19 protein-coding genes and 1 tRNA gene are annotated in these 19,507 nt (G+C 65.3%); 8 read left to right on the top strand and 12 right to left on the bottom strand.

Annotated features, from left to right (window positions below):
* Window positions 1-278: 278 nt before the first annotated feature.
* Window positions 279-1,166 (bottom strand): alanyl-tRNA editing protein, encoded by an 888-nt coding sequence (locus tag QNO03_RS12455; RefSeq protein WP_289603506.1) that lies wholly within the window; start codon window positions 1,164-1,166, stop codon window positions 279-281.
* A gap of 93 nt (window positions 1,167-1,259) precedes the next feature.
* Between QNO03_RS12455 and QNO03_RS12450 the strand changes: the two genes are divergently transcribed.
* From QNO03_RS12450 to QNO03_RS12440, 3 genes are all read left to right on the top strand, one after another.
* Window positions 1,260-1,336: transfer RNA gene (locus QNO03_RS12450), tRNA-Met, on the top strand.
* A 76-nt stretch (window positions 1,337-1,412) separates the two neighbouring features.
* Window positions 1,413-2,054, top strand: a complete 642-nt coding sequence (locus QNO03_RS12445) for a GNAT family N-acetyltransferase (protein ID WP_289603505.1) — start codon at window positions 1,413-1,415, stop codon at window positions 2,052-2,054.
* A 57-nt stretch (window positions 2,055-2,111) separates the two neighbouring features.
* Window positions 2,112-3,269, top strand: coding sequence for an alpha-hydroxy-acid oxidizing protein (locus QNO03_RS12440; protein ID WP_289603504.1), 1,158 nt, complete (start codon window positions 2,112-2,114; stop codon window positions 3,267-3,269).
* Window positions 3,270-3,311: 42 nt separating this feature from the next.
* Here QNO03_RS12440 and QNO03_RS12435 read toward each other — a convergent pair whose 3' ends face one another.
* The 4 genes from QNO03_RS12435 to QNO03_RS12420 form a co-directional block, all read right to left on the bottom strand.
* Window positions 3,312-3,938, bottom strand: coding sequence for a TetR/AcrR family transcriptional regulator (locus tag QNO03_RS12435; RefSeq protein WP_289603503.1), 627 nt, complete (start codon window positions 3,936-3,938; stop codon window positions 3,312-3,314).
* A gap of 231 nt (window positions 3,939-4,169) precedes the next feature.
* Entirely contained in the window at window positions 4,170-4,985 is an 816-nt protein-coding gene (locus QNO03_RS12430) for a DUF1295 domain-containing protein (protein ID WP_289603502.1), read from the bottom strand.
* 40 nt (window positions 4,986-5,025) lie between these two features.
* Entirely contained in the window at window positions 5,026-5,715 is a 690-nt protein-coding gene (locus QNO03_RS12425) for a response regulator (protein WP_289603501.1), read from the bottom strand.
* On the bottom strand, window positions 5,708-6,988 hold the full coding sequence (locus QNO03_RS12420) for a sensor histidine kinase (protein ID WP_289603500.1): 1,281 nt from the start codon (window positions 6,986-6,988) through the stop codon (window positions 5,708-5,710). The genes QNO03_RS12425 and QNO03_RS12420 overlap by 8 nt, the downstream gene beginning before the upstream one ends.
* A gap of 132 nt (window positions 6,989-7,120) precedes the next feature.
* Between QNO03_RS12420 and QNO03_RS12415 the strand changes: the two genes are divergently transcribed.
* On the top strand, window positions 7,121-7,654 hold the full coding sequence (locus QNO03_RS12415) for a GNAT family N-acetyltransferase (RefSeq protein WP_289603499.1): 534 nt from the start codon (window positions 7,121-7,123) through the stop codon (window positions 7,652-7,654).
* A 1-nt stretch (window position 7,655) separates the two neighbouring features.
* On the opposite strand, the gene QNO03_RS12410 is transcribed toward QNO03_RS12415, so the two are convergent.
* Window positions 7,656-9,191: a HAMP domain-containing sensor histidine kinase gene (locus QNO03_RS12410; protein WP_289603498.1), complete on the bottom strand. Its 1,536-nt coding sequence runs from the start codon at window positions 9,189-9,191 to the stop codon at window positions 7,656-7,658.
* A complete protein-coding gene (locus QNO03_RS12405; protein WP_289603497.1) occupies window positions 9,188-9,937 on the bottom strand; it encodes a response regulator transcription factor in 750 nt (249 codons plus the stop codon). Before QNO03_RS12405 ends, QNO03_RS12410 begins: the two co-directional genes overlap by 4 nt.
* Window positions 9,938-10,129: 192 nt before the next feature.
* Between QNO03_RS12405 and QNO03_RS12400 the strand changes: the two genes are divergently transcribed.
* Window positions 10,130-10,969 (top strand): formate/nitrite transporter family protein, encoded by an 840-nt coding sequence (locus QNO03_RS12400; RefSeq protein WP_289603496.1) that lies wholly within the window; start codon window positions 10,130-10,132, stop codon window positions 10,967-10,969.
* 18 nt (window positions 10,970-10,987) lie between these two features.
* Here QNO03_RS12400 and QNO03_RS12395 read toward each other — a convergent pair whose 3' ends face one another.
* Window positions 10,988-11,482: an FBP domain-containing protein gene (locus tag QNO03_RS12395; protein ID WP_229946126.1), complete on the bottom strand. Its 495-nt coding sequence runs from the start codon at window positions 11,480-11,482 to the stop codon at window positions 10,988-10,990.
* A 499-nt stretch (window positions 11,483-11,981) separates the two neighbouring features.
* Here QNO03_RS12395 and QNO03_RS12390 point away from each other — a divergent pair, with 499 nt between their 5' ends.
* The 3 genes from QNO03_RS12390 to QNO03_RS12380 all read left to right on the top strand — a co-directional run bounded on the left by QNO03_RS12390 (window position 11,982) and on the right by QNO03_RS12380 (window position 15,433).
* A complete protein-coding gene (locus QNO03_RS12390; protein ID WP_229946124.1) occupies window positions 11,982-12,500 on the top strand; it encodes a CarD family transcriptional regulator in 519 nt (172 codons plus the stop codon).
* A gap of 538 nt (window positions 12,501-13,038) precedes the next feature.
* A complete protein-coding gene (locus tag QNO03_RS12385; RefSeq protein ID WP_289603495.1) occupies window positions 13,039-14,400 on the top strand; it encodes a hemolysin family protein in 1,362 nt (453 codons plus the stop codon).
* Complete coding sequence (locus QNO03_RS12380) at window positions 14,393-15,433, top strand: hemolysin family protein (RefSeq protein ID WP_289603494.1); 1,041 nt, start codon at window positions 14,393-14,395, stop codon at window positions 15,431-15,433. Before QNO03_RS12385 ends, QNO03_RS12380 begins: the two co-directional genes overlap by 8 nt.
* Here the strand turns inward: QNO03_RS12380 and QNO03_RS12375 are convergent.
* The 4 genes from QNO03_RS12375 to QNO03_RS12360 all read right to left on the bottom strand — a co-directional run bounded on the left by QNO03_RS12375 (window position 15,430) and on the right by QNO03_RS12360 (window position 19,478).
* Window positions 15,430-16,023, bottom strand: a complete 594-nt coding sequence (locus QNO03_RS12375) for a DnaJ family domain-containing protein (protein WP_289603493.1) — start codon at window positions 16,021-16,023, stop codon at window positions 15,430-15,432. The two genes, QNO03_RS12380 and QNO03_RS12375, sit on opposite strands and share 4 nt — an antisense overlap.
* 115 nt (window positions 16,024-16,138) lie before the next feature.
* On the bottom strand, window positions 16,139-16,714 hold the full coding sequence (locus QNO03_RS12370; RefSeq protein WP_229946115.1) for a hypothetical protein: 576 nt from the start codon (window positions 16,712-16,714) through the stop codon (window positions 16,139-16,141).
* Between the two features lie 16 nt (window positions 16,715-16,730).
* Window positions 16,731-17,876, bottom strand: coding sequence for a zinc-dependent alcohol dehydrogenase (locus QNO03_RS12365; RefSeq protein WP_289603492.1), 1,146 nt, complete (start codon window positions 17,874-17,876; stop codon window positions 16,731-16,733).
* Window positions 17,877-17,927: 51 nt separating this feature from the next.
* Window positions 17,928-19,478: a sensor histidine kinase gene (locus QNO03_RS12360; RefSeq protein ID WP_229946111.1), complete on the bottom strand. Its 1,551-nt coding sequence runs from the start codon at window positions 19,476-19,478 to the stop codon at window positions 17,928-17,930.
* Between the last annotated feature and the right edge of the window lie 29 nt (window positions 19,479-19,507).

Genomic DNA, 19,507 nt, shown 5'->3' with positions numbered 1-19,507 from the left:
TGCTGCCGCCGACGCCAGCCCCGTTCGAAGCCGGGAATGACGGTTGCAGTGATTCCCCCTGCTGTGTCGAAATCTCATCTGGTCACCTTTGCTCATTTGAGACAGCGGTTTCGTTCACGTGCGCGGAACACTACGTTCATCCATTCCAGTGGACAAGGGCTGTCCCCGGCTACTGGATCAATTGGCGTAAAAGCACTCCTCGGCGCAGGGCGGGAGGCGAATGCTCCGGAATAGGGAAATGCCAATGCCCGCGCTGCGGACCTGCAATCATTTGCAGATTAAGCCTCCGCGGCGCGGGTGCAAATGGTATCCATGACCACTTCCGCGGCTGCCTCGCCGGGTTCGCAGCTCAACCGCACTTCAATTTCCGAAACCGAGGCCAGCGAGGTCAGATGGGTGCCGCCGCAGGGAATACTGACCGGGCCGCCCGGCAGGTCGCAGACCCAGCGGCGCATACCGGTGAGAAGGTCCGATTCGCGTTCGATGCGGACCTCCGCGTCGGATGCCACCCACTCAGCCAACGTTGCATTCACGCCTTTTTCCACGGCTGCCAGATCCGTCAGCAGCGCATCCGGCAGGAAGCCCTTGCGCCGCAGAGACTTCCCCAACCGGTAAACGTCCCGGGATCCGCCGGGCAGAATCGTTGTTGTCTCAACCGCCAGGGCGTCGAAGTTCGGGTTCCCCGCTGCGTCTGCCTGCACCTCTTTTTTCCAGGCCCCGGCCAGCTGCCGGTTCAGGGCCAACGACGCCAGGTGGCAGGCAGTGTGCCCGGCCGAAAGCCCGGCGCGGTGTTCGCCGTCCACCCGAAGCCCTACACGATCTCCTTGGGTAATGCCGGTGTCCCCCGGCACTACATGAACCACCACGAAGACCCAACCCTCGGTGCCCTTCCTGACCGGGATGTCCCGGCCCAGGAACAGGATGGACCCGTCAGTGGCGCCCACGACGCAGTCAAGCAGGGGCACCTCGGTGCCGGCCGGCGTCGTCAGGGTTGCCCGGTCCGGCCCCTGGTCGGGCCAGGCCGCATCGACAGGGTGTACGGGGGTGGAATCCAGCAGGACGGCCAGCCGTCCGTCGGGCCGGGTTTCGATATGGAGAACGGTTCCGGTCCCGGTGAGGACTCCGGCTGGATAAGTGACGGCGGTATCAGTTTTCGGCAGGCTCACCCGGCCCAGCGTAGCGAAGCCTGCAGTGTGCAGTGTGAGCGGGGCCACTGGATTACGCCGCACGCCCAATCTGCGGTAAAGTCATAACCACGCCGCGGGGTGGAGCAGTTCGGTAGCTCGCTGGGCTCATAACCCAGAGGTCGCAAGTTCAAATCTTGCCCCCGCAACCAAAGAAAAAGATCCTGATCCGGAAACCCGGGTCGGGATCTTTTTTTGCTGCCCGGCAGGTATGCCAGACTGGCGGGCATGAGCGCCCTACGGCCCCTTCCCACGGTTCTTTCCGGCCGGTATGTCCGGCTCGAGCCGCTGACCCCCGGACTGCTGCCGGACCTGCACCGGGCCATCGCGGTGCCCGAGGTCTTCGCCGGCGGATACGGCGGCGGTCCGGCCGGGCTGCACCCTGATCTTGAGGGCTTCACGGCGTGGGCGCAGGCCCACTACCGATGGGATGAGCTGCCGTTCGCGGTGCGCCTGCTGAACGGGAACGGTGCCGGCCCTGTAGTGGGAACCAGCAGCCTGGCCGATCTGGACCTGCCCGGGGAAGCGGCCCAGCTGGGCTGGACCGCGTACGCTCCCGCCGTTTGGGGCTCAGCAGTCAATGCAGAAACAAAGCTGCTCCTGCTTGGCTACGCCTTCGCGGCCGGCTTTGGAAGGATCACCCTCCAGGCGGACTCCCGAAACGACCGTTCCCGCGCGGCGATCAGTGGAATCGGTGCGGTATTCGAGGGGATCCGCCGCCGGGACAAGCTCCGTGCAGACGGCAGTTGGCGGGACACTGCGGTGTACTCAATCCTGTCCCGGGAATGGCCCGCCGTCCGGGCCGGACTGGAACGGCGGCTGGACCGGTTGGCAGCGGGTCGGCAGGATGTACCGCCCCTGCGGGAGTAGCATCCGGGACACAGCAGAAACCCGGCAAAGCGGCCGGAAAGAGAAGGCGGAGCCTCAATGAGCACGAACTACGGCGATTATCAGCTGGGCATTTATCTGAACGGTGCCGGCGGCGTCCAACCCGAACTGCCTATGGACTTCGCCGCCATGGAGGCACTGGCGGAGAGCCGGATGGACCCGCGGATCCTCGGCTACGTGGCCGGAGGTGCCGGAAACGAGCACACCCAACGCGCCAACGTAGCCGCGTTTGAGCGTCTCGGCATTATGCCGCGCATGCTGGTGGGTGCGGCACAGCGCAGCATGGGCATCGATTTGCTAGGTCACCAGCTGCCTTCTCCGCTGTTCTTCGCGCCGGTGGGGGTATTGGGCGCCGTGGCCGACGACGGCGACCTCGCCACCGCCGCCTCCTCCGCGGAACTGGGCATTCCCATGGTGGCCTCCACCCTTTCCGCTGCACCGCTTGAACAGGTGCGGGCCGCAGCAGGCGAAACGCCGGGCTTCTTCCAGCTCTACCCGCCGGCGGACCGGGAACTGGCGGAGTCCCTGGCGCACCGTGCCGAAGCCGCAGGTTACTCCGGCATCGTCATCACCCTGGACACCTGGGTAAACGGCTGGCGCCCCCGGGACCTCAGCGCCGCCTATCTGCCGATGCTGTCCGGTCAGTGCCTGGCTAACTACCTTTCCGATGACCGGTTCCGCAAGCTCCTGGCCGAGCAGGGGTCCACCGATCCCGCCGCCGTCGTGATGCTCTGGGCCTCCCTGTTCGGCAATCCCACCATGACCTGGGAGGACCTGGCCTGGTTCCGTTCCCTGACGTCCCTGCCGATTGTGCTCAAGGGCATCTGTTCTCCGGAGGACACGCGGCGGGCGCTCGACGGCGGCATGGACGGGATTTACTGCTCGAACCACGGCGGGCGGCAGGCCAACGGAGGAATCCCCGCGATCGATTGCCTGCCCGGGGTGGTGGAAGCCGCCAACGGCGCACCGGTGCTCTTTGACTCCGGCGTGCGGTCGGGTGCGGACGCCCTGCGCGCACTGGCCCTGGGCGCGACGGCGGTGGGCATCGGCCGGCCCTATGTCTACGGACTGGCGGCGGGCGGGCAGGCGGGGATCACCCATGTGATGCGCAGCCTGCTGGCGGAGGCGGACCTGACCATGGCCGTTAACGGATATCCGGACCTGGAGTCGCTCCGGGGCAGCCTGCACCGGCTCTAGCACCACCCGCGACAGCGCAGGGCAGACAGGGCTGGACCGGGGTCAGGCCTCCGGGAAGCCGTCCCGCGGCCACCATGCAGGCAACAGGTAGCGCAGCGACGCCAGCCGCACCTCGACGTCGTCGTCGTCGCTGACCACCCACTGTTCGAACCAGGAGGCGTAGGCACCGCCGAGGAAGGCGGCTGTCGCATCCAGATCCGGGACGGGGTGTACTTCGTGCGCCCGCCAGACGTGGAGGGCCAGGAGGATCCGCACGGTCAACTGGTCGGCCAGGATCCCCAGGAAAGTCTCGGTGTGGAACAGTGCCCGGTACACCCGCTGCTCGGCCTTGGTGTGCTGCAGGATCTGCCGGATGGACTCGACATACAGGTCCCCGATCTCCGCGATCGTTCTTCCCGTTCCACGCTGGTCCAGTTCCACCGTGCCCAGACGGTCCACAACCCCGGCATATACGGATCCGGCAAAGTCGAAAATGTTGCGGTGGTGTCCATAGAAGGTGGTGCGGTGAACCCCGGCCTGCCGGCAGAGTGCGGCCACGCTGATCTCCGCCAGCTCGTGGTCCCGCAGCAGCTCCCACAGGCCGGCCTCGAGCGCTTCCCGGGTGCGGGCCGTCCGCGGTTCGGCCGATGATGCGCGCCGTGGCGGCTTGGGAAGGTGCAGTCCGGGCATGGGTCTTATCTTCTCAGATACACGGAAGGGCCCCGCCGAAGCGAAGCCCTTCCGTGCCGCGGCGCTGGGGGACGCCGCAAGCTTTTAGTTGGTGCCTAGTGGTTGGCCAGGCCCGCGGTCTCGCCGCCGGCTTCAGGTTACTTACTATCCTGCCCTATTCAACACCTGTAGAAGAACCTTCCATTCCCGAAACCCGCCGAATGTGACGCAGGAGACAGGACGGCGGTGGCCTCACCCGGCGTGCTGCGGACGCAGCCGCGGGGGAAGCGGGATGATCCGGGACGTCCGCCTGCGGTAGTCCGCGTAGTCGGGGTAGCGGGTAAGGGAAATGCTCTCGGTGAAGACGGTGGAGCCGGCGAAGAGCAGCGTCACCAGGATGGGCCCGGCCAGGGTCCAGTGCAGCACGGCGCCCGTCGCGGCAACGGCAAAACCGTAGAAGAGCCACCACTGGGCCTGTTCGAAGAAAAAGTTCGGATGGCGCGAGTAGCGGAACAACCCAGTCTGCAGGAAGCCGGTGGCCGGGGTCCGCCCCGTTGTGCGCAGGGTCTTTTTCCACTGCTGGAAGTTCCACTGCTGCTGGTCTGCCAGCGTCTCCCCCGCCAGCGCAAGCACAAACAAGGTGGCCAGCAGCCAGTCCCAGCCCGTAAGCGGGCCGGGGTGCCGGTAAACCGTCAGGACCGGAAGCGTCATCACCCAGATGACGATGTTCTGGTAGATGCTGATGAACAGCAGGTTGAAGACCTGGAACTGCCACGGCTTCAGGCGTCGACGCAGGATGCCCCAGCGGTAGTCCTCGCCGCCGGGTGCGTACCCGCCCTTGCGGGCAAAGTTAAAGGTCAGCCGGGCACCCCACAACGTCACCAGCACCGCCATCAGCGTTACCCGCGGGTCGCCGTCGGACGCTGCGGCGAAAACCCACAGGTAGGCCAACGGAACTACGGACCAGATGCGGTCCGTCCAGGAGTACTCCCGCGTGAGCAATGACAGCAGCCAGGTGCCGGCGCAGGTGCCGGCAAAGATCTCCAAGCAGACGCGGACCGGGTCCATGCTTGGAGGATACGGGCGCGTTCCTTCCTACGGGAACCCTTCAGCCCAGCAGCCGGTGTTCGTAGGCGAAGGCCACCATGGCTATCCGGGTGGCCAGCCCCAGCCGATCCTGGATCCTGCGGATGTGGGTCTTGACCGTGGCCTCTGAAAGGAACACGCTGCCTGCGATCTCCGCATTGCTCAGGCCCTTGGCCACCAGGAGAAACACGTCCTTTTCCCGTGCGGTCAGCTCGGCAATAGCCGCGGTATCGGGTTCCGGTGGATCGGCGCTGCGGGTCAGGTGCGCAAAGAGATCGTGGGCCGAGCCGGGGGCCACCACGGAATAGCCGGCATAGACGGTCCGGACGGCGGAAAGCAGGAACTCGGGTTCGGCGCTCTTGAGCAGGTAGCCGCTGGCTCCGGCACGGATGGCTTCCACCACTGCCTGGTCCCGGTTGAAGGTGGTCAGGGCTATCACCTTGGGGCGCTCCCGGCCGGCTTCGTCCGCTGCCGCCATGATCCGGCGGGTGGCCGTGATGCCGTCCACCACGGGCATGCGCAGGTCCATCAGCATCACGTCCGGGGACGCGGCGTCCGCCAGCTCCACGGCCTCCAGTCCATTGCCTGCGCTGCCGCAGTAAGCCAGGTCCTGCTGCGAACGGATGAGCATCTGGATACCGGTCCGGAACAGCGGCTGGTCATCCACCAGGGCCACGGTGATCGGTGCGGCGTCGGCCGCCGGGTCACTCATCTGCGCCAACCAGCTCCGCGGCATAGATCTCCGCACCCGGGGCGTTCAACATCAGGCCGTAGGGCAGGAATGCGGTGACCCGGAAGCTGTCCCCGTCCGGACCCGCCGTGAGCCATCCGCCGGCAAGGTGGGCCCGCTCGCGCATCCCGGGGATGCCGCGGCCGGTGCGGGCCGTGGTGGCTGCTTCGGCAACCAGTTCTCTTCGGGCCGCGTAGGACGCTATCTGCAGCGAAAGCCCGGAACCGCTCCAGTCCAGGTGGACGGTGACCCGGGTCCCTGTTCCGCCGTGGCGCAGGGCATTGGTCAGGGACTCCTGCACAATGCGGAAGACGGCCATCTGCTGTCCCTCCGGCAGGTCCACGGGTACCCCGGATTCCGTGCGTTCCACCTGCAGGCTGTTGCCCTGCTGCTCCACAAGTTCCCCGATATCCTCCAGCCGCGGCTGTGGGAGGGAGGAGCCGTCGTCGCCCACCCCCTCGATCACCCGCTGGGCGTCCGTCAGGGCGCGCCGGGCAGCCGAAGCGATGTTCTCCAGCGCGTCAAGCACGGGTTGTGGCTGGTCCTTGCCCAGATACCGGGACCCGTCCGCCTGGGCTGCAATCACGGCCAGCGAGTGGGCCAGGACATCGTGCAGGTCCCGGGAGATGCGGGTGCGTTCCTGTTCCACGATCAAATCCACTTCGGCTGCCCGCAGGTCTTCGACGGCAACTGTGCGCTGGTCGGACAACGTCCGGCGGTCTTCCCAGCTGCGCAGTGCATAACCGGCCAGCCATCCGACGGCCAAGATGACCAGCAGGAAAGATGAGTAGAGGAACCAGTAATCCCGCATAGTCACCCGTGAAACATTATCGATCGGAAGCCACCCGAGACCGGAGGAGTGGCTGCGCGAAAGCATGAGGAAAGCCATGGCAGCGGAAAAGAAGGGGGCAGCGGCTGCCGCGGCCGCCTGCTTCCATCTGTCCCCTGTGAGCGCAGCAAAGAACAGGACGACGGCCGCACCGATGTAGATAGGCCAGGTATGTGAATCGGGAGCGGGGACTATACGGAGGATCTGCGCGCCAAGCAGGGCAAAAAGCACCAGCAGGGCGGCGTAGGCATGCTTGGCGGACACGCCGATGGCCAACGTCAAAGCGAGCAACGGAAGGGCCGGGGGCCAGGCCAGGAAACCGGTACCGTACATGCGGTGCCCCTGCCCCAGGAGCCAAAGCGCCAGGAAGACGGCCGCGGCGGTTGGAGCACCCCAGGTTTTTGTATATTTCAAGACTTTGTTCATGGCACCGAAGCTATCCCGCCCCCCAACGACTTTCGGATGAAATGGCAGTCTTTCATCCCCGGGGCTGGGAATCCTGACCATTTGGCTGATTTCCCGTGAACCGACCGAAACAAATAGCCATAGAATTCCCCAATGGCAACCCTGATTACCCCCGATGCCCGCTTCCGGAGCAGCTGGCTGGCCGCGGCCGAAGAATTCGACGGCGAACGGATGGACGGTTCCGGCGTGTACGGGGACACCTCGCTTGAGCGCATCCGCACGGAAATTGCCGGGGACTTCTCCAGTTTCGTGCAGGGCCTGGTGGCGTACCGGCTTCCGGATACACCGCTGCCGGAGGGCTATGTGCACTGCACGCATCTGTGGCTGGTGGAGGGGGATGAGTTCCTCGGATCCCTTGCCATCCGGCACACCCTGAACGATTTCCTGTTCGAGCAGGGCGGCCACATTGGTTACAGCGTCCGGCCTTCCGCACGCCGGCAGGGGCATGCCGCGCGTGCGCTGCAGGACGCACTGCCGATTGCCTGCGCGCTGGGCATTGCACGGGTACTGGTCACCTGCGCTGAGGATAACGCCGGTTCGCGGGCAGTCATCGAGAAAAACGGCGGAGTCTACGAGGACAGCCGGAAAGGAGCCCGCCGGTACTGGATCGACCCGACCGGGCAGTGATTCAGCGGGTCCCCGCCAGTGGCAGCACTACCGTGAAACAGGTTCGGCCGGGTTTACTTTCGACGTCGACCGTCCCCCTGTTGGCTGTGACGAGGGCGGAGACAATGGCGAGGCCAAGTCCCGTGCTGCTGCCCGAACCGCGGGTTCGCGCGAAGTCGGCCTTGCTGAACCGGGAGAATAGTGAATCGATGAAGTCCGGGTCGATGCCCGGGCCGTCATCCGTCACCGTCAGAGTCACCCACGCGGACCCCGACTGAAGTCCGACGTCCACCCGGGTACCCGGGGGTGTGTGACGGTGGGCGTTGGACAGCAGGTTAATCAGGATTTGCCGGAGTTCCGCGTCAACGGCGGACACAGTCACCGGCTCCTCGGGCAGAGTCAGTGTCCATTGATCCTCCGGGGCGGAGACCTGCGCATCGCTCACCGACTCAATAATCAGCTCGGTGAGGTCAACCTCTGCCGGCTCACCACGCTGGCCCTCGTCCAGGCGGGCAAGCAGCAGCAGGTCTTCGACCAGGGCGGACATCCGCCTTGATTCACTGTCCACCCGTTCCAGGGCAGCCCGGCCCGGCGGACTGACGTGTTCGCTGAGTAGGACCAACTCCGTATAGCCGCGGATGGCGGTCAGCGGAGTACGCAGTTCGTGGCTGGCATCCGCCACGAACTGCCGCACCTTTGTTTCGCTCGCCTGCCGGGCACGCAGCGCATTGGTGACGTGGTCGATCATTCCGTTCAGGGCTGACCCCACGGTTCCCACTTCCGACCCCGGCCGGGCGGCCGCTTCGGGGACCCGGACGGGAATTTCCACCTCCCCGGAAGCCAGCGGGAGCTTCGACACCGACGTTGCGACGGCAGCAAGTTTGTCCAGCGGCCGCAGCGACCGGCGGATGATCACCGTGCCCGTGAACCCGGTGACAAGCAGTCCCGCGAGGGACAGGACAACCATGGTGATATCCAGCGACGCAAGGGTGCGGTCCCGCGGCCCAGTCGAGAGTCCGGTGACGAACATCCCCTCCGCCGTGCCGGAAGGCGACGCGAAGGCATCCACCCGGTAACGCCCGCTGGACAGGTCGATATTGCCGGGGCTGCTGCCGGGGTCGGCGGCAGCCAGCAATTCCAGGTCTGCCGCAGTCAGGAACTCCGCGCTTCCGTCCTCAAGCACCAGACTGGATCGACGAGGCAATCCGTCCTCAACAACGACATTGAACGAACCCGGGCGCCGTCCGTACTGGGTGCCGTTTCCCTTTGCTCCCGTTCCGTTGTCCGCACCGGCTGGGTCCTGTGCCCTACCCGTCCCGGGGGCTTGGTTCTGTTCACCGGCCTGGCCCGGGCTGAACCCTGCCCTCCCCGCGGCACGTTCCAGGCTGTCGTCGAGCACTCCGGTGAGATACCGGCTCATGGCGACATGGCTGAACAGCCCCAGTGCCGCGCAGGTGGCCGTCAGGAGGGCCAAAGTGGCGAGGATCAGCTTGGTACGCAGGGGATGGCTGCGCAGTTCGGCTCTCCCCCCAGCTGCGTGCCGTGCCTTCCCGCTCACGGGGCCACCGGTTTGAGTACGTAACCGACACCCCGGACCGTGTGGATCATGGGCGGGCGTCCGGCGTCGATCTTCTTGCGCAGGTAGGAAATGTACAGTTCCACGATGTTCGCCTGGCCGCCGAAATCGTAGTTCCAGACGTGGCTCAGGATCTGGGCCTTGCTCAGCACCCGCCGGGGGTTTTCCATGAGGTACCGGAGCAGCTCCCACTGGGTGTTGGAGAGGGCAATCTCCTCCCCGCCTCTGGTGACTTCATGGCTTTCCAGGTTCATCACCAGGTCATCAACCACCAGTTCCGCGGAGTCCGACGCCGTAACTCCGGAACGCTGCACCAGCCGGTGCAGCCGGAGCCGCAGCTCTTCCATGCTGAACGGCTTGGTTACGTAGTCATCCCCTCCGGCGGCCAGACCCAGGATGCGGTCCTCCACCGCGTCCTTGGCGGTCAGGAACAAAGCGGGAACCTGCGGAGAAAACGACCGGATCTTCTGCAGGGCCTCCAGACCGTCAGCGCCCGGCATCGTCACGTCCAACACAACGACGTCGGGGCAGAACTCCCGCGCCGCAGCAACCGCACCCGGTCCATCACCGGCGGTAATGACATTCCAGCCCAGCGTCCGCAGACCTATGCCCACCAGCTCGGCGAGGGCTGCCTCGTCGTCCACCACCAACGCCCGGATGGGACCGCCGTCCGGGTGCGCCAGGCGCGGAAGAGCTCCGGCGGGGAACCGGGACAGTACGTCTGCCATGGGTACGTCCTTTGGCTCTGGTGGCTCTGGTGGCTGGCACAAGCGTAAGCGCAAAGGGCGGTTTTGCCTCCGGTATTTTCGGCCGGCGGGAGTCAGGGGGTGAAGCCGGGGCCGCAGCGGACCCTGCGGCATCATCAGCAGGCTTATGGTTGCATAGGTAGGCGCACAGCATTTCCGCACTGAAAGGACGTCATGAGCGAGGAACGCCGCAGGGAAATCGGAGAATCCTCGGCACCGGTGGAGGACGAACTCAAGCAGTCATTTGATAACACCGTGACGGAAGGTGCCGAACGGCTGCACCGTACCCTCCGGACGATCCTGGTGACCGGAGTATTCGGCGGCATGGAGGTTGGTCTGGGCGTGATGGCGTATCTGGCCGTTATGCATGAGACCGGCGACCACCTGCTGGCGGGCCTGGCGTTCAGCGTCGGCCTGATTGCCCTCTTCCTGGCACACAGCGAGCTGTTTACCGAGAACTTCCTGATGCCGGTCGCCGCCGTCGCGGCCAAGGAAGGCAGCGTCAAAGCCCTGGCGAAGCTCTGGGGTGGAACCCTGCTGGCCAACCTGGCCGGCGGCTGGATCTTCATGTGGATTGTGATGCAGGCCTTCCCCCAGTGGTCTCCGACAGTGGCAACGTCGGCACTCCACTTCACGGAGGCGCCCTTTTCGCTCCAGACCGTCGCGCTGGCGGTCCTGGGCGGCAGCACCATCACCCTCATGAGCCGGATGCAGCAGGGCACCTCCTCGGATCCGGCCAAGATCGTGGCAACGGTAATCGGCGGTTTCCTGCTGGCCGGCCTCCAGCTCTTCCACTCAATCCTGGATTCACTGCTGATCTTCGGTGCCATCGTCTCCGGGGCCGAAATCACGTATCTGGAATGGCTCGGCTGGTTCGGCTACACCCTGCTCTTCAACATGCTCGGCGGGCTGGTGCTGGTCACGGCACTGCGGCTGGTGCGGACCAAGGAGCTGGTGGCGCAGAGACGCAGGGAGGCGCCCGGGGACCCCGACGCCGCCCGCAGCGACGCCTGAGCTCCCCGGGCAGGCGCCTTACCGGGCCATGACGTTTCGCATAAACTGCCCGCTGCGCTCACGCAGGCCCGAGATCCGCTCGGCAATCACCAGTTCCGGATCGGGATGGATGGGATTAGGCAGAACCGCCGCACGGACGTTTGCGGAGCAGGTGAAGTCCGCGTGAATGAGTGTTCCCACCGTGTTGCCGTCGCGGCCGCGCTGCCCCGCCCGGCGGGCTACATAGAGGAAGACCGGCTCTTCGGAATAGACGTCCTGGCAGAGGGCGCACATGACCCGGCGGTTCTTGGGCGCACTCAACTCCGGAGCGCGCAGCAGCACACCGACAGCTTTCCCGTCCACCGGCAGGACCAGGTAGGCGCGCTGGGGCATTTTGTGGTCCCGCCAGCCCAGCTGGTCCAGGTGTTCCCACTCCAGGTCCGCGAAACCGGCGGGGAGGTTCATCGCGGCCACCTCCGAGCGGCTGGCGTTAACGAAGGATTTGCGGATGGTTGATTCAGTCAGGGGTTCCATGATGTCTTTCAAGGCTTTCGTCAGCAGGAAGGAGCGCACCGTTCCGGGCGCGTAAGGGCGGAGGCAGCAAAGGCCGCGGTGCAGGCCGCACGGCCCACCTGCCCTTCCGCTGCGGCGGTCCGCGCGCACATCATGATGACCCTGTTAGACACCGCGCCATCCTAGCAACTGCGCCCCGCCCCCTAGGCAGTACCGCGCCTGGAAGACTCCTCCCGCGGCGCGGACCACCGGTGAAATGCCTCATTGTTTTTACGCCTCGAAAAAGGCACTTGCGCAGGGAGGATAAGCTAGCTGAACAGCGTGGGCACCGCGGGCGGACAGTTAATGACTTAATCCGTCAATCATCCGAGCAGTATCCGCACCCCTCGCCTGGAAATTGACTCCTTCTCTATTGCCCGCCCGTCCAGCCGCCACCTCACCCGTGACCGGCCTGGACAGGTCCAAGCGGTCTTGGGAGCCGCTTCCGAAGCAATTCCGGAACCAACAGAGGAACGTCATTTTGAATTTCACCGTCGGGCAGACCCTGGTGTACCCGCACCACGGCGCCGTTACCGTTACCGACATTTCGCCCATGACCGTCAAGGGAGTCGAGCGTGAAACGCTGACCTTCCGCGTGCATGCCACCGAACTGACCATCAAGCTTCCGGCGGACAACGCCGAAGACGTGGGCGTCCGCCGTGTCATCGACGAAGACGGCGTGGAGGCCGTGTTTGCAGTGCTGCGCGGTCCGGTGGGGATGGAACCGGATAACTGGTCCCGCCGCTTCAAAGCTAATGAAGGCAAGATGTCCACCGGCGAGCTTCACCTGATCGCTGAAGTTGTCCGCGACCTGTGGTGCCGCGAGCGTACCCACCCGCTGTCCACCGGGGAGAAGCGGATGCTGCTCAAGGCGCGCCAACTGCTCGTCTCCGAACTTGCCCTGGCCCGCTCCTCGTCCGGTGAGGAAGCCGGCGACCTGCTCGATTCCGTCCTGCTGGAAACCGTCTCGGAGCCGGAGCCGGAGCTGGCCACCAGCTAGTCCCCTCCCCCGGCCCTCCCGCCCGGCGCAGTGCCGGCCGGGAGGCCGGGGGCGCACCCGCAGGCCCGTTTTGAATCCGGGTGGGGTGGCGTTGTATCAAGGAAAGTAGGACGGCTTCCGCCTCCCGGCAGGCCGTCCGCTGCGGATTAAGAGAACTTCGAGGGCCTTGATGCCGTGGGCCCGGAAAGGCGCCCGTGAATTTTCCCTGTACGTGTTTTTACCGGCCTGTGCCCGGCACCGGCCGCCTGGGAATTGAAATCTATGACCCGTTTTGTCTGGTGCGCCAGCACCGGGTGGCGGCCTCCACCAACCATGAACCGACGTACAGGCACGACCAGGGCAGCTGGTAGCCGGTTCGTCGCGGATACCGGCTGCTTCCAGGGACGCACCTTGGAATGGGCCGCAGGTCCGTCCTGTATTATTTCTTGGACTATGGATGACCCTCCCTCACATAAACCCATGCCCCTCCCCGTCCTGACCGTGTTGCAGACTGTGTTCACCCCGGCTGCACCGGCTATTACGAGAGAGGGGCAGCCCCATGTATGAATGGCTCATGGTCGGCGTAGGTTTGCTCCTCACCGTCGGCACGGGACTGTTTGTCGCCTCCGAGTTTTCCCTCGTCAACCTGGACCGCGCAGAGCTTGAAGCCCGCCGCGACCAGGGCGAGAAGCGCCTTAATCCCACCATCAACGCGCTGAAGATCACCTCCACCCATCTTTCCAGCGCCCAGCTCGGCATTACGCTGACCACACTGCTGACCGGGTACACCTTTGAGCCGGCAATCAGCTCCCTGCTGCGCTCCCCGCTCACCACCCTGGGCCTCCCCGAGGGGATGGTGCCGGGAATCGGCGCCGTTGCCGGCATTTTCCTCGCCACCGTCTTCTCGATGATTATCGGTGAGCTGGTTCCCAAGAACTTTGCCATGACCCTCCCGCTGGCCACCGCGAAGCTGGTGGTGCCGTTCCAGACCGTCTTCACCACGGTATTCAAGCCAGTGATCCTGCTGTTCAACAACACCGCGAACGCGATCATCCGGTCCTTCGGCATCGAACCCAAGGAAGAACTGTCGGGCGCCCGAAGCGCCGAAGAACTCAGCTCCCTGGTCCGCCGCTCCGCCCTGGAAGGCGTGCTGGACCTGGACCACGCCGTGCTCCTGAACCGGACCCTGCGCTTTGCGGACCACTCCGCTGCGGACGTTATGACCCCCCGGGTCCGCATGCGGACGGTACACGAGTCCGATACTGCCGAGCAGATTGTCGCCGTTGCTACGGCAACCGGTTATTCCCGCTTCCCCGTGATCGGACGGGACTCGGATGATGTCCTCGGCGTCCTCCACCTCAAGCAGGCCTTCGCGGTTCCGCTGGCTGCACGGACGTCGGTCACCGCTGCAGAGCTCATGGTGGAACCGCTGCATGTACCCGAGTCCATGGGCGTCGATACCCTGCTGGGACTGCTGCGGGCCCAAGGCCTGCAGGTAGCGATCGTTTCCGACGAGCACGGCGGTACCGCCGGCATTGCCACCCTCGAAGACCTCGTGGAGGAAATCGTCGGCGAACTCGAGGACGAACACGACCGGGCACGAATCGGCGTCGTCCGCACGGGCCGCGCCATCACGTTCGACGCCTCACTGCGGCCCGACGAACTCCTGGACCGCACCGGCGTCGAGGTTCCCGACGGCGAGGAATACGACACCATCGCCGGATTTGTCACCGACGAACTGGACCGTCTGCCGGAACTGGGCGACGAAGTGGAGATCGAGGGTGGCACCCTCCGCGTGGAGCGGGTGGTCCGAAACCACATCGAACGCCTGCGCTTCACCCCGTCCGGTTCACTGGAAACTCCGGTGAGCGCGCATGACCGCATTGTCGACTCGCTGACCAAGGAACTGACCCATGAGTGAATACCTGCCCGGAATCATCTGGCTCGTAGTGCTGCTGGTGGTCAACGCCTTCTTCGTGGGCGCTGAATTCGCGGTCATCTCGGCCCGCCGGTCGCAGGTTGAGCCCAAGGCCGAAGCTGGAAGCAAGGCCGCGAAAACCACGCTGTGGGCGATGGAACACGCCACCCTGATGCTGGCCACCAGCCAGCTCGGCATCACCGTCTGCTCCCTGGTCATCCTGAACGTCTCGGAACCGGCCATCCACCACCTGCTGGAGATCCCGCTGGGCCTGACGCCGCTGTCCGCGGACGCCATCGGCATCATTGCCTTTGTGGTGGCGCTGCTCGTGGTGACGTTCCTGCACGTGGTGGTGGGCGAAATGGTGCCGAAGAACATCTCGTTCTCCGTCCCCACCCGCGCCGCACTGCTGCTCGCTCCGCCCCTGGTGATGGTGTCCCGCATTGTCCGTCCGGTCATCTGGACCCTGAACGGCATTGCCAACGGAGTCCTGCGCCTGTTCAAGGTAGAGCCCAAGGATGAAGCAACCAGCGCCTACACCCTGGACGAGGTTGCGAACATCGTGGAGCAGTCCACCCGCGACGGGGTCCTCTCGGACCGCAGCGGCACCCTGACCGCGGCGTTCGAGTTCACGGAAAAAACCGTGGCCGACGTCGAGGTTCCGATCAGCCAAATGGTGCTGCTGCCCGAGACCGCCACCCCGGCGGACCTGCAGCAGGCCGTGGACGTCCACGGGTACTCGCGCTACATCCTCACCAACGACGACGGCGACCCCGACGGCTACCTTCACCTGAAGGACGTTATGGACCTCACCACGCCGGACGAATTCGCCGCGCCGGTGCCGGCCAAGCGGATCCGCCGGCTGGCCTCGGCTTACCGGGGCAGCGAGCTGGAAGATGCCCTGGCCACCATGCGCCGTACCGGCGCGCATGTGGCGAGGGTCTTCGATGCCAAGGGCACCACCACCGGCGTGCTCTTCCTCGAGGACATCATTGAAGAGCTGGTGGGCGAAGTGCACGACGCCACCACGGTCTAGCGCCTGCGTTTCCACCACGGCCGCCGCTGCTCCGGGACCGGAGCGGCGGCGGCTTCATTCTCGGCGGCCGCCGCCTTCCGGTCCCGCCAGCGCTGCACTTCCCGTTCAACTTCGCGGGGCTGGGTGATGACGGGCGGACCGCCTTCGAGCTGGCGGCGGGCATCGATGACCCGCGCATTGAAATCCTCGACGATTTCCCGGACCTGCCTTTCGGTCCACCGCGTGTCCAGCCGGGCGTCCAGTTCGGCGTCTTCGGTGCGGAGCAGGATGGCCTGAGGTCCCAGCCCGGTCACGTTCTCCCGCTGCATCAGCCCCTTGATCCACCAGTCCGGGTCGTGGCCGTCACCGAGGTTCGGAATGGGCTTGCCTGCATATTTGAGGTTGTCGAAGTCGCCCCGCGCCATGGCGTCGCGGACCAGGTAATCCGCCTTCGCGGCGTCGTCGACCTTCCGGCGTTTGTGCTGCAGCTCGTCCTCAGCGGCCGCCTGCTCAACGTCCGCTTCGTCGAGCCCGCCGCCGGCAGCTGCCGCCCTCATCCGCGCGGCCCGCTCCATCCTGCGCCGGTACTGCTCCGCACCCCTGCCGTCCATGATCTCCCGTCACCATCGATTCACCTGTTTAGTGTTTCAACCGGTCCGGACCTTTCCAGTATTCCTCCGGGCTGGAACCCGGTCCACTGTTGAACGGAGTCACTTCTGAACGGAGTCACTTCCGCAGCCGCCGCACCACTGCACCGACGGCGGTGGCCGCCCCGGCACCGGCCAGCAGCCACGGACCGCCGACGAGGATCGGATCAATCCACTGGTGGTTTACGTCCGCCCGCTTCCGGCCAACCCGGGAGGAGTAGCCGTGGCGGGAGAACTCGCTGAGGATGCCGGTCTCCGTGACCGGGTTGTCCGGGTGCAGGGTGGCGAAGGACGCCAGGTGGCTTTCCACAGCGTCCACCCGGTCAGCTGCCAGCAGGATCAACCAGTGCGCCGCACGGGCCTCACTGAACCGGCGGTAGGCGTACCGGCGCATCACCCCGGAGAGCCCCTTGGGCGGGCAGGAAGTCCCGAACACGGGAGTGAGGAACTTGTGCTCGATCGACCGTTCCCGGGGATACTTTTCCTCCTGCCGCACCGGGAATTCCCAGTGCGCACCGCTGAGGGTCGGGTCGAACTGCAGTTTGGGGACGGCGGGGCGGTCCTTGGGATCAAGATCCGCGCCCCACCCCGGGATCCGGGCGCGCAGTTCCTCGCTGGTGGGGGTCAGGGCGGGCTTTTGCGGCGTGTACGGCATGGCGGCGTCCTTCCTTTCAGGATCCGGGGATGATGACGGGCTTAATGCAGTTATCCAGCTTGGCTGAGAACATGTGATAGCCCTCGGCAATGTGTTCCAGCGGAATCCGGTGCGTGATGATCTCGCTGGGCTTGAGGTAGCCGGCCTGGATGTGCTCGAACAGGCGCGGCCACTGCCGCTTCATCGGAGTCTGGTTCATGTTCAGTGTCAGGCCCTTGTTCATGGCGTCGCCGAACTTCACCGCACTGAACATCGGCCCGTAGGCACCCATAACGGAAATGGTGCCGGCTTTGCGCACCGAATCGATGGCCCAATTGAGCGCCACGGGCGAGCCGCCCTGCAGTTTGAGCTTGGTGGAGGTGACGTGCTGCAGGAAATTGCCGTCCGCCTCCGCCCCCACCGCATCGATCGCGACATCGGCACCGAGGTGGTCGGTGATTTTCTTCATCTGCATCACAATGTCGTCATACTCGGTGAAGTTGTAGGTCTCGGCATGGGCGAAGGTCCTGGCCTTTTCCAGCCGGTAGTCCAGGTGGTCAATGACAATGACCCGGCCGGCCCCCATCAGCCAGGCGGACTTCGCGGCGTACAGTCCCACCGGTCCGGCGCCGAAGACAATCACGGTGTCGCCCTCGACAATGTCGCCCAACTGGGCGCCGAAGTAGCCGGTGGCCAGTGCGTCAGTGCACATGAGTGCGTCTTCTTCGTCCATCCAGTCAGGAATGATGGAGGGTCCGACGTCGGCGAACGGGACCCGCACGAATTCCGCCTGGCCGCCGTCGTACCCTCCGGTGGTGTGCGAATATCCGTACAGGCTGCCGACGGCGGTGGCGTTCGGGTTTACGTTATGGCAGTTCGAATACAGTCCCCGCGCGCAGAAGTAGCAGGACCCGCAGTAGATGTTGGCGGGAACCATCACGCGGTCGCCGGCTTTGAGGTTCCGCACCGACGGCCCAACCTCTTCGACCACACCGATGAACTCGTGCCCAAAGGTGTGCCCGACCCGGGTGTCGGGCATCAGGCCGTGGTAAAGGTGCAGGTCGGAGCCGCAGATTGCCGCCCGGGTGACCCGCACGATCGCATCGTTGGGATGTTCTATCGGCGGGATGTCCTTCTCTTCGACCCTCACCTTGTATGGTCCTCGGTACACCATTGCTCGCACTGGGCGTCTCCTCGTCAGAAGCCGGATCTGGCCCCTTAACAATAAGCAGACTTAGTAAGTTTGCAAGCCCCGTTCGGGCCCATCGGCCGGAAGCTCCACGGTGAACACGGTTCCCTGGCCGGCTTCACTGCTGAAGCCGATGCTTCCCCCGTGTTCTTCCACAATCCGTCGGGTAATCACCAGCCCGAGTCCAGCCCCGGGGATGGCGGCAGTCAGTGCCCCGCCGGACCGGAAGAACCGGGTAAAGACCTGCTCCTGCTCCTCCACTGTCATGCCGATGCCCGGGTCGGCCACCTCGATGACGACGGAGTCGTCCTGCCGCCGGGCGCGCACCCGCACCGTGCCGCCGTCGGGCGAATACTTGACCGCGTTGGAAACGAGGTTTTCCAGCACCTCCCTGATCCGGCCGCTGTCCACCACCGCCCGCAGGTCTGCGGGGACCTCAACACTGAATTCCACCCCGTTGACGCTGGCCCGGGCGCCGAAGGAATCGACGGCGGCGTGGACCAGGGGGGCGAGTCCGGTTTCCTGCAGGTCCAGCGCAGCGCTGCCGGACGCTACTGAAAGCAGGTCCGTGACCAGCTGCAGCAGCCGTTCGGCGTTCCGGACTGCCGTCTGCAGGGCCGATTCGACGGTGTTTGGCAGCTGCACCTCCGCCTCCAGGGCCATGTCGAGGTAGCCGAGAATGGAGGTGAGCGGCGTCCGGAGTTCATGGGAAACGTTCCCGACAAATTCGGCCTGGGCCGCCAGTGCACGCACCAGCTGGGTGACGTCGCTGAAGGCCAGGACCGATCCCCTGAAGCCGCTGCCGTCCCGGACCGTCCGCGCACTTACGCTGACGGCCATCTGGCCCTGCCCGGTGCCGATCCAGACGATCTGCTCCGAGAAGGACTCCCCGGCAATCGCCCGGCTGATGGGACGCTGCTCGTCCGGTATCAGGGTTTTCCGGTCCCGCCCATAGATGGGCCACGTGCCGCCTCCGAAGGTGGGGGACCCATCCGACGGGATTAATGACCGGGCGTTTTCCATCATGGCGTTGGCGAGGATTTCCCTGCCCTCGTCATCAACCACGAGCACCCCCACATCCACCGTGTCCAGGATGGTCTGCAGCAGGGATTCCCGCTGCAGTGCCCGCTGTTCGGCAGCACCCCTGGCGGCTTCGGCGGCCTCCGCCTGCTGGAGTGCCTCCACCAGGTCGCGTTCATACCGGCGCCGCCCGGGCACGGGGAATACGGTGACCAAATCAAGGGTGCCGGTGCGGGAGGGGATCCGGGCCGCCGAAATATAGGCCGGCAGCCTGGTGTTGCCGGGTCCCTGGAAGTCGACACTGAGGTTCACCGCAGGTCCGGAAGTCAATGCTGCACTCCAGCGCTGGTATTCCAGCAGGTCCTCGGGTGACAGAAGGTCGACGAAAAGGGTTCCCTCCAACGCCCGCCGGTCCCTTCCAGCCCACGCGGCAAATGTGGAGTTTGTTTCGAGAATGACGCCTTGGGGAGATATAAGAACGTGCCCGGACGGGGCAAGGTGGAAAAGGGTCGACAAGTCGGGAATGGACGTCCGCTGCCAGGGGATGCGCGGAAAACGGCGGGAATGAGGGGGCATGCCGACCTTTAGAAAGAACAAGTTATGCA

This window comes from Arthrobacter sp. zg-Y877, assembly GCF_030373105.1.
Classification (GTDB): Bacteria; Actinomycetota; Actinomycetes; order Actinomycetales; family Micrococcaceae; genus Arthrobacter_B.
This window is presented reverse-complemented; position numbering and strand designations above follow the sequence as displayed.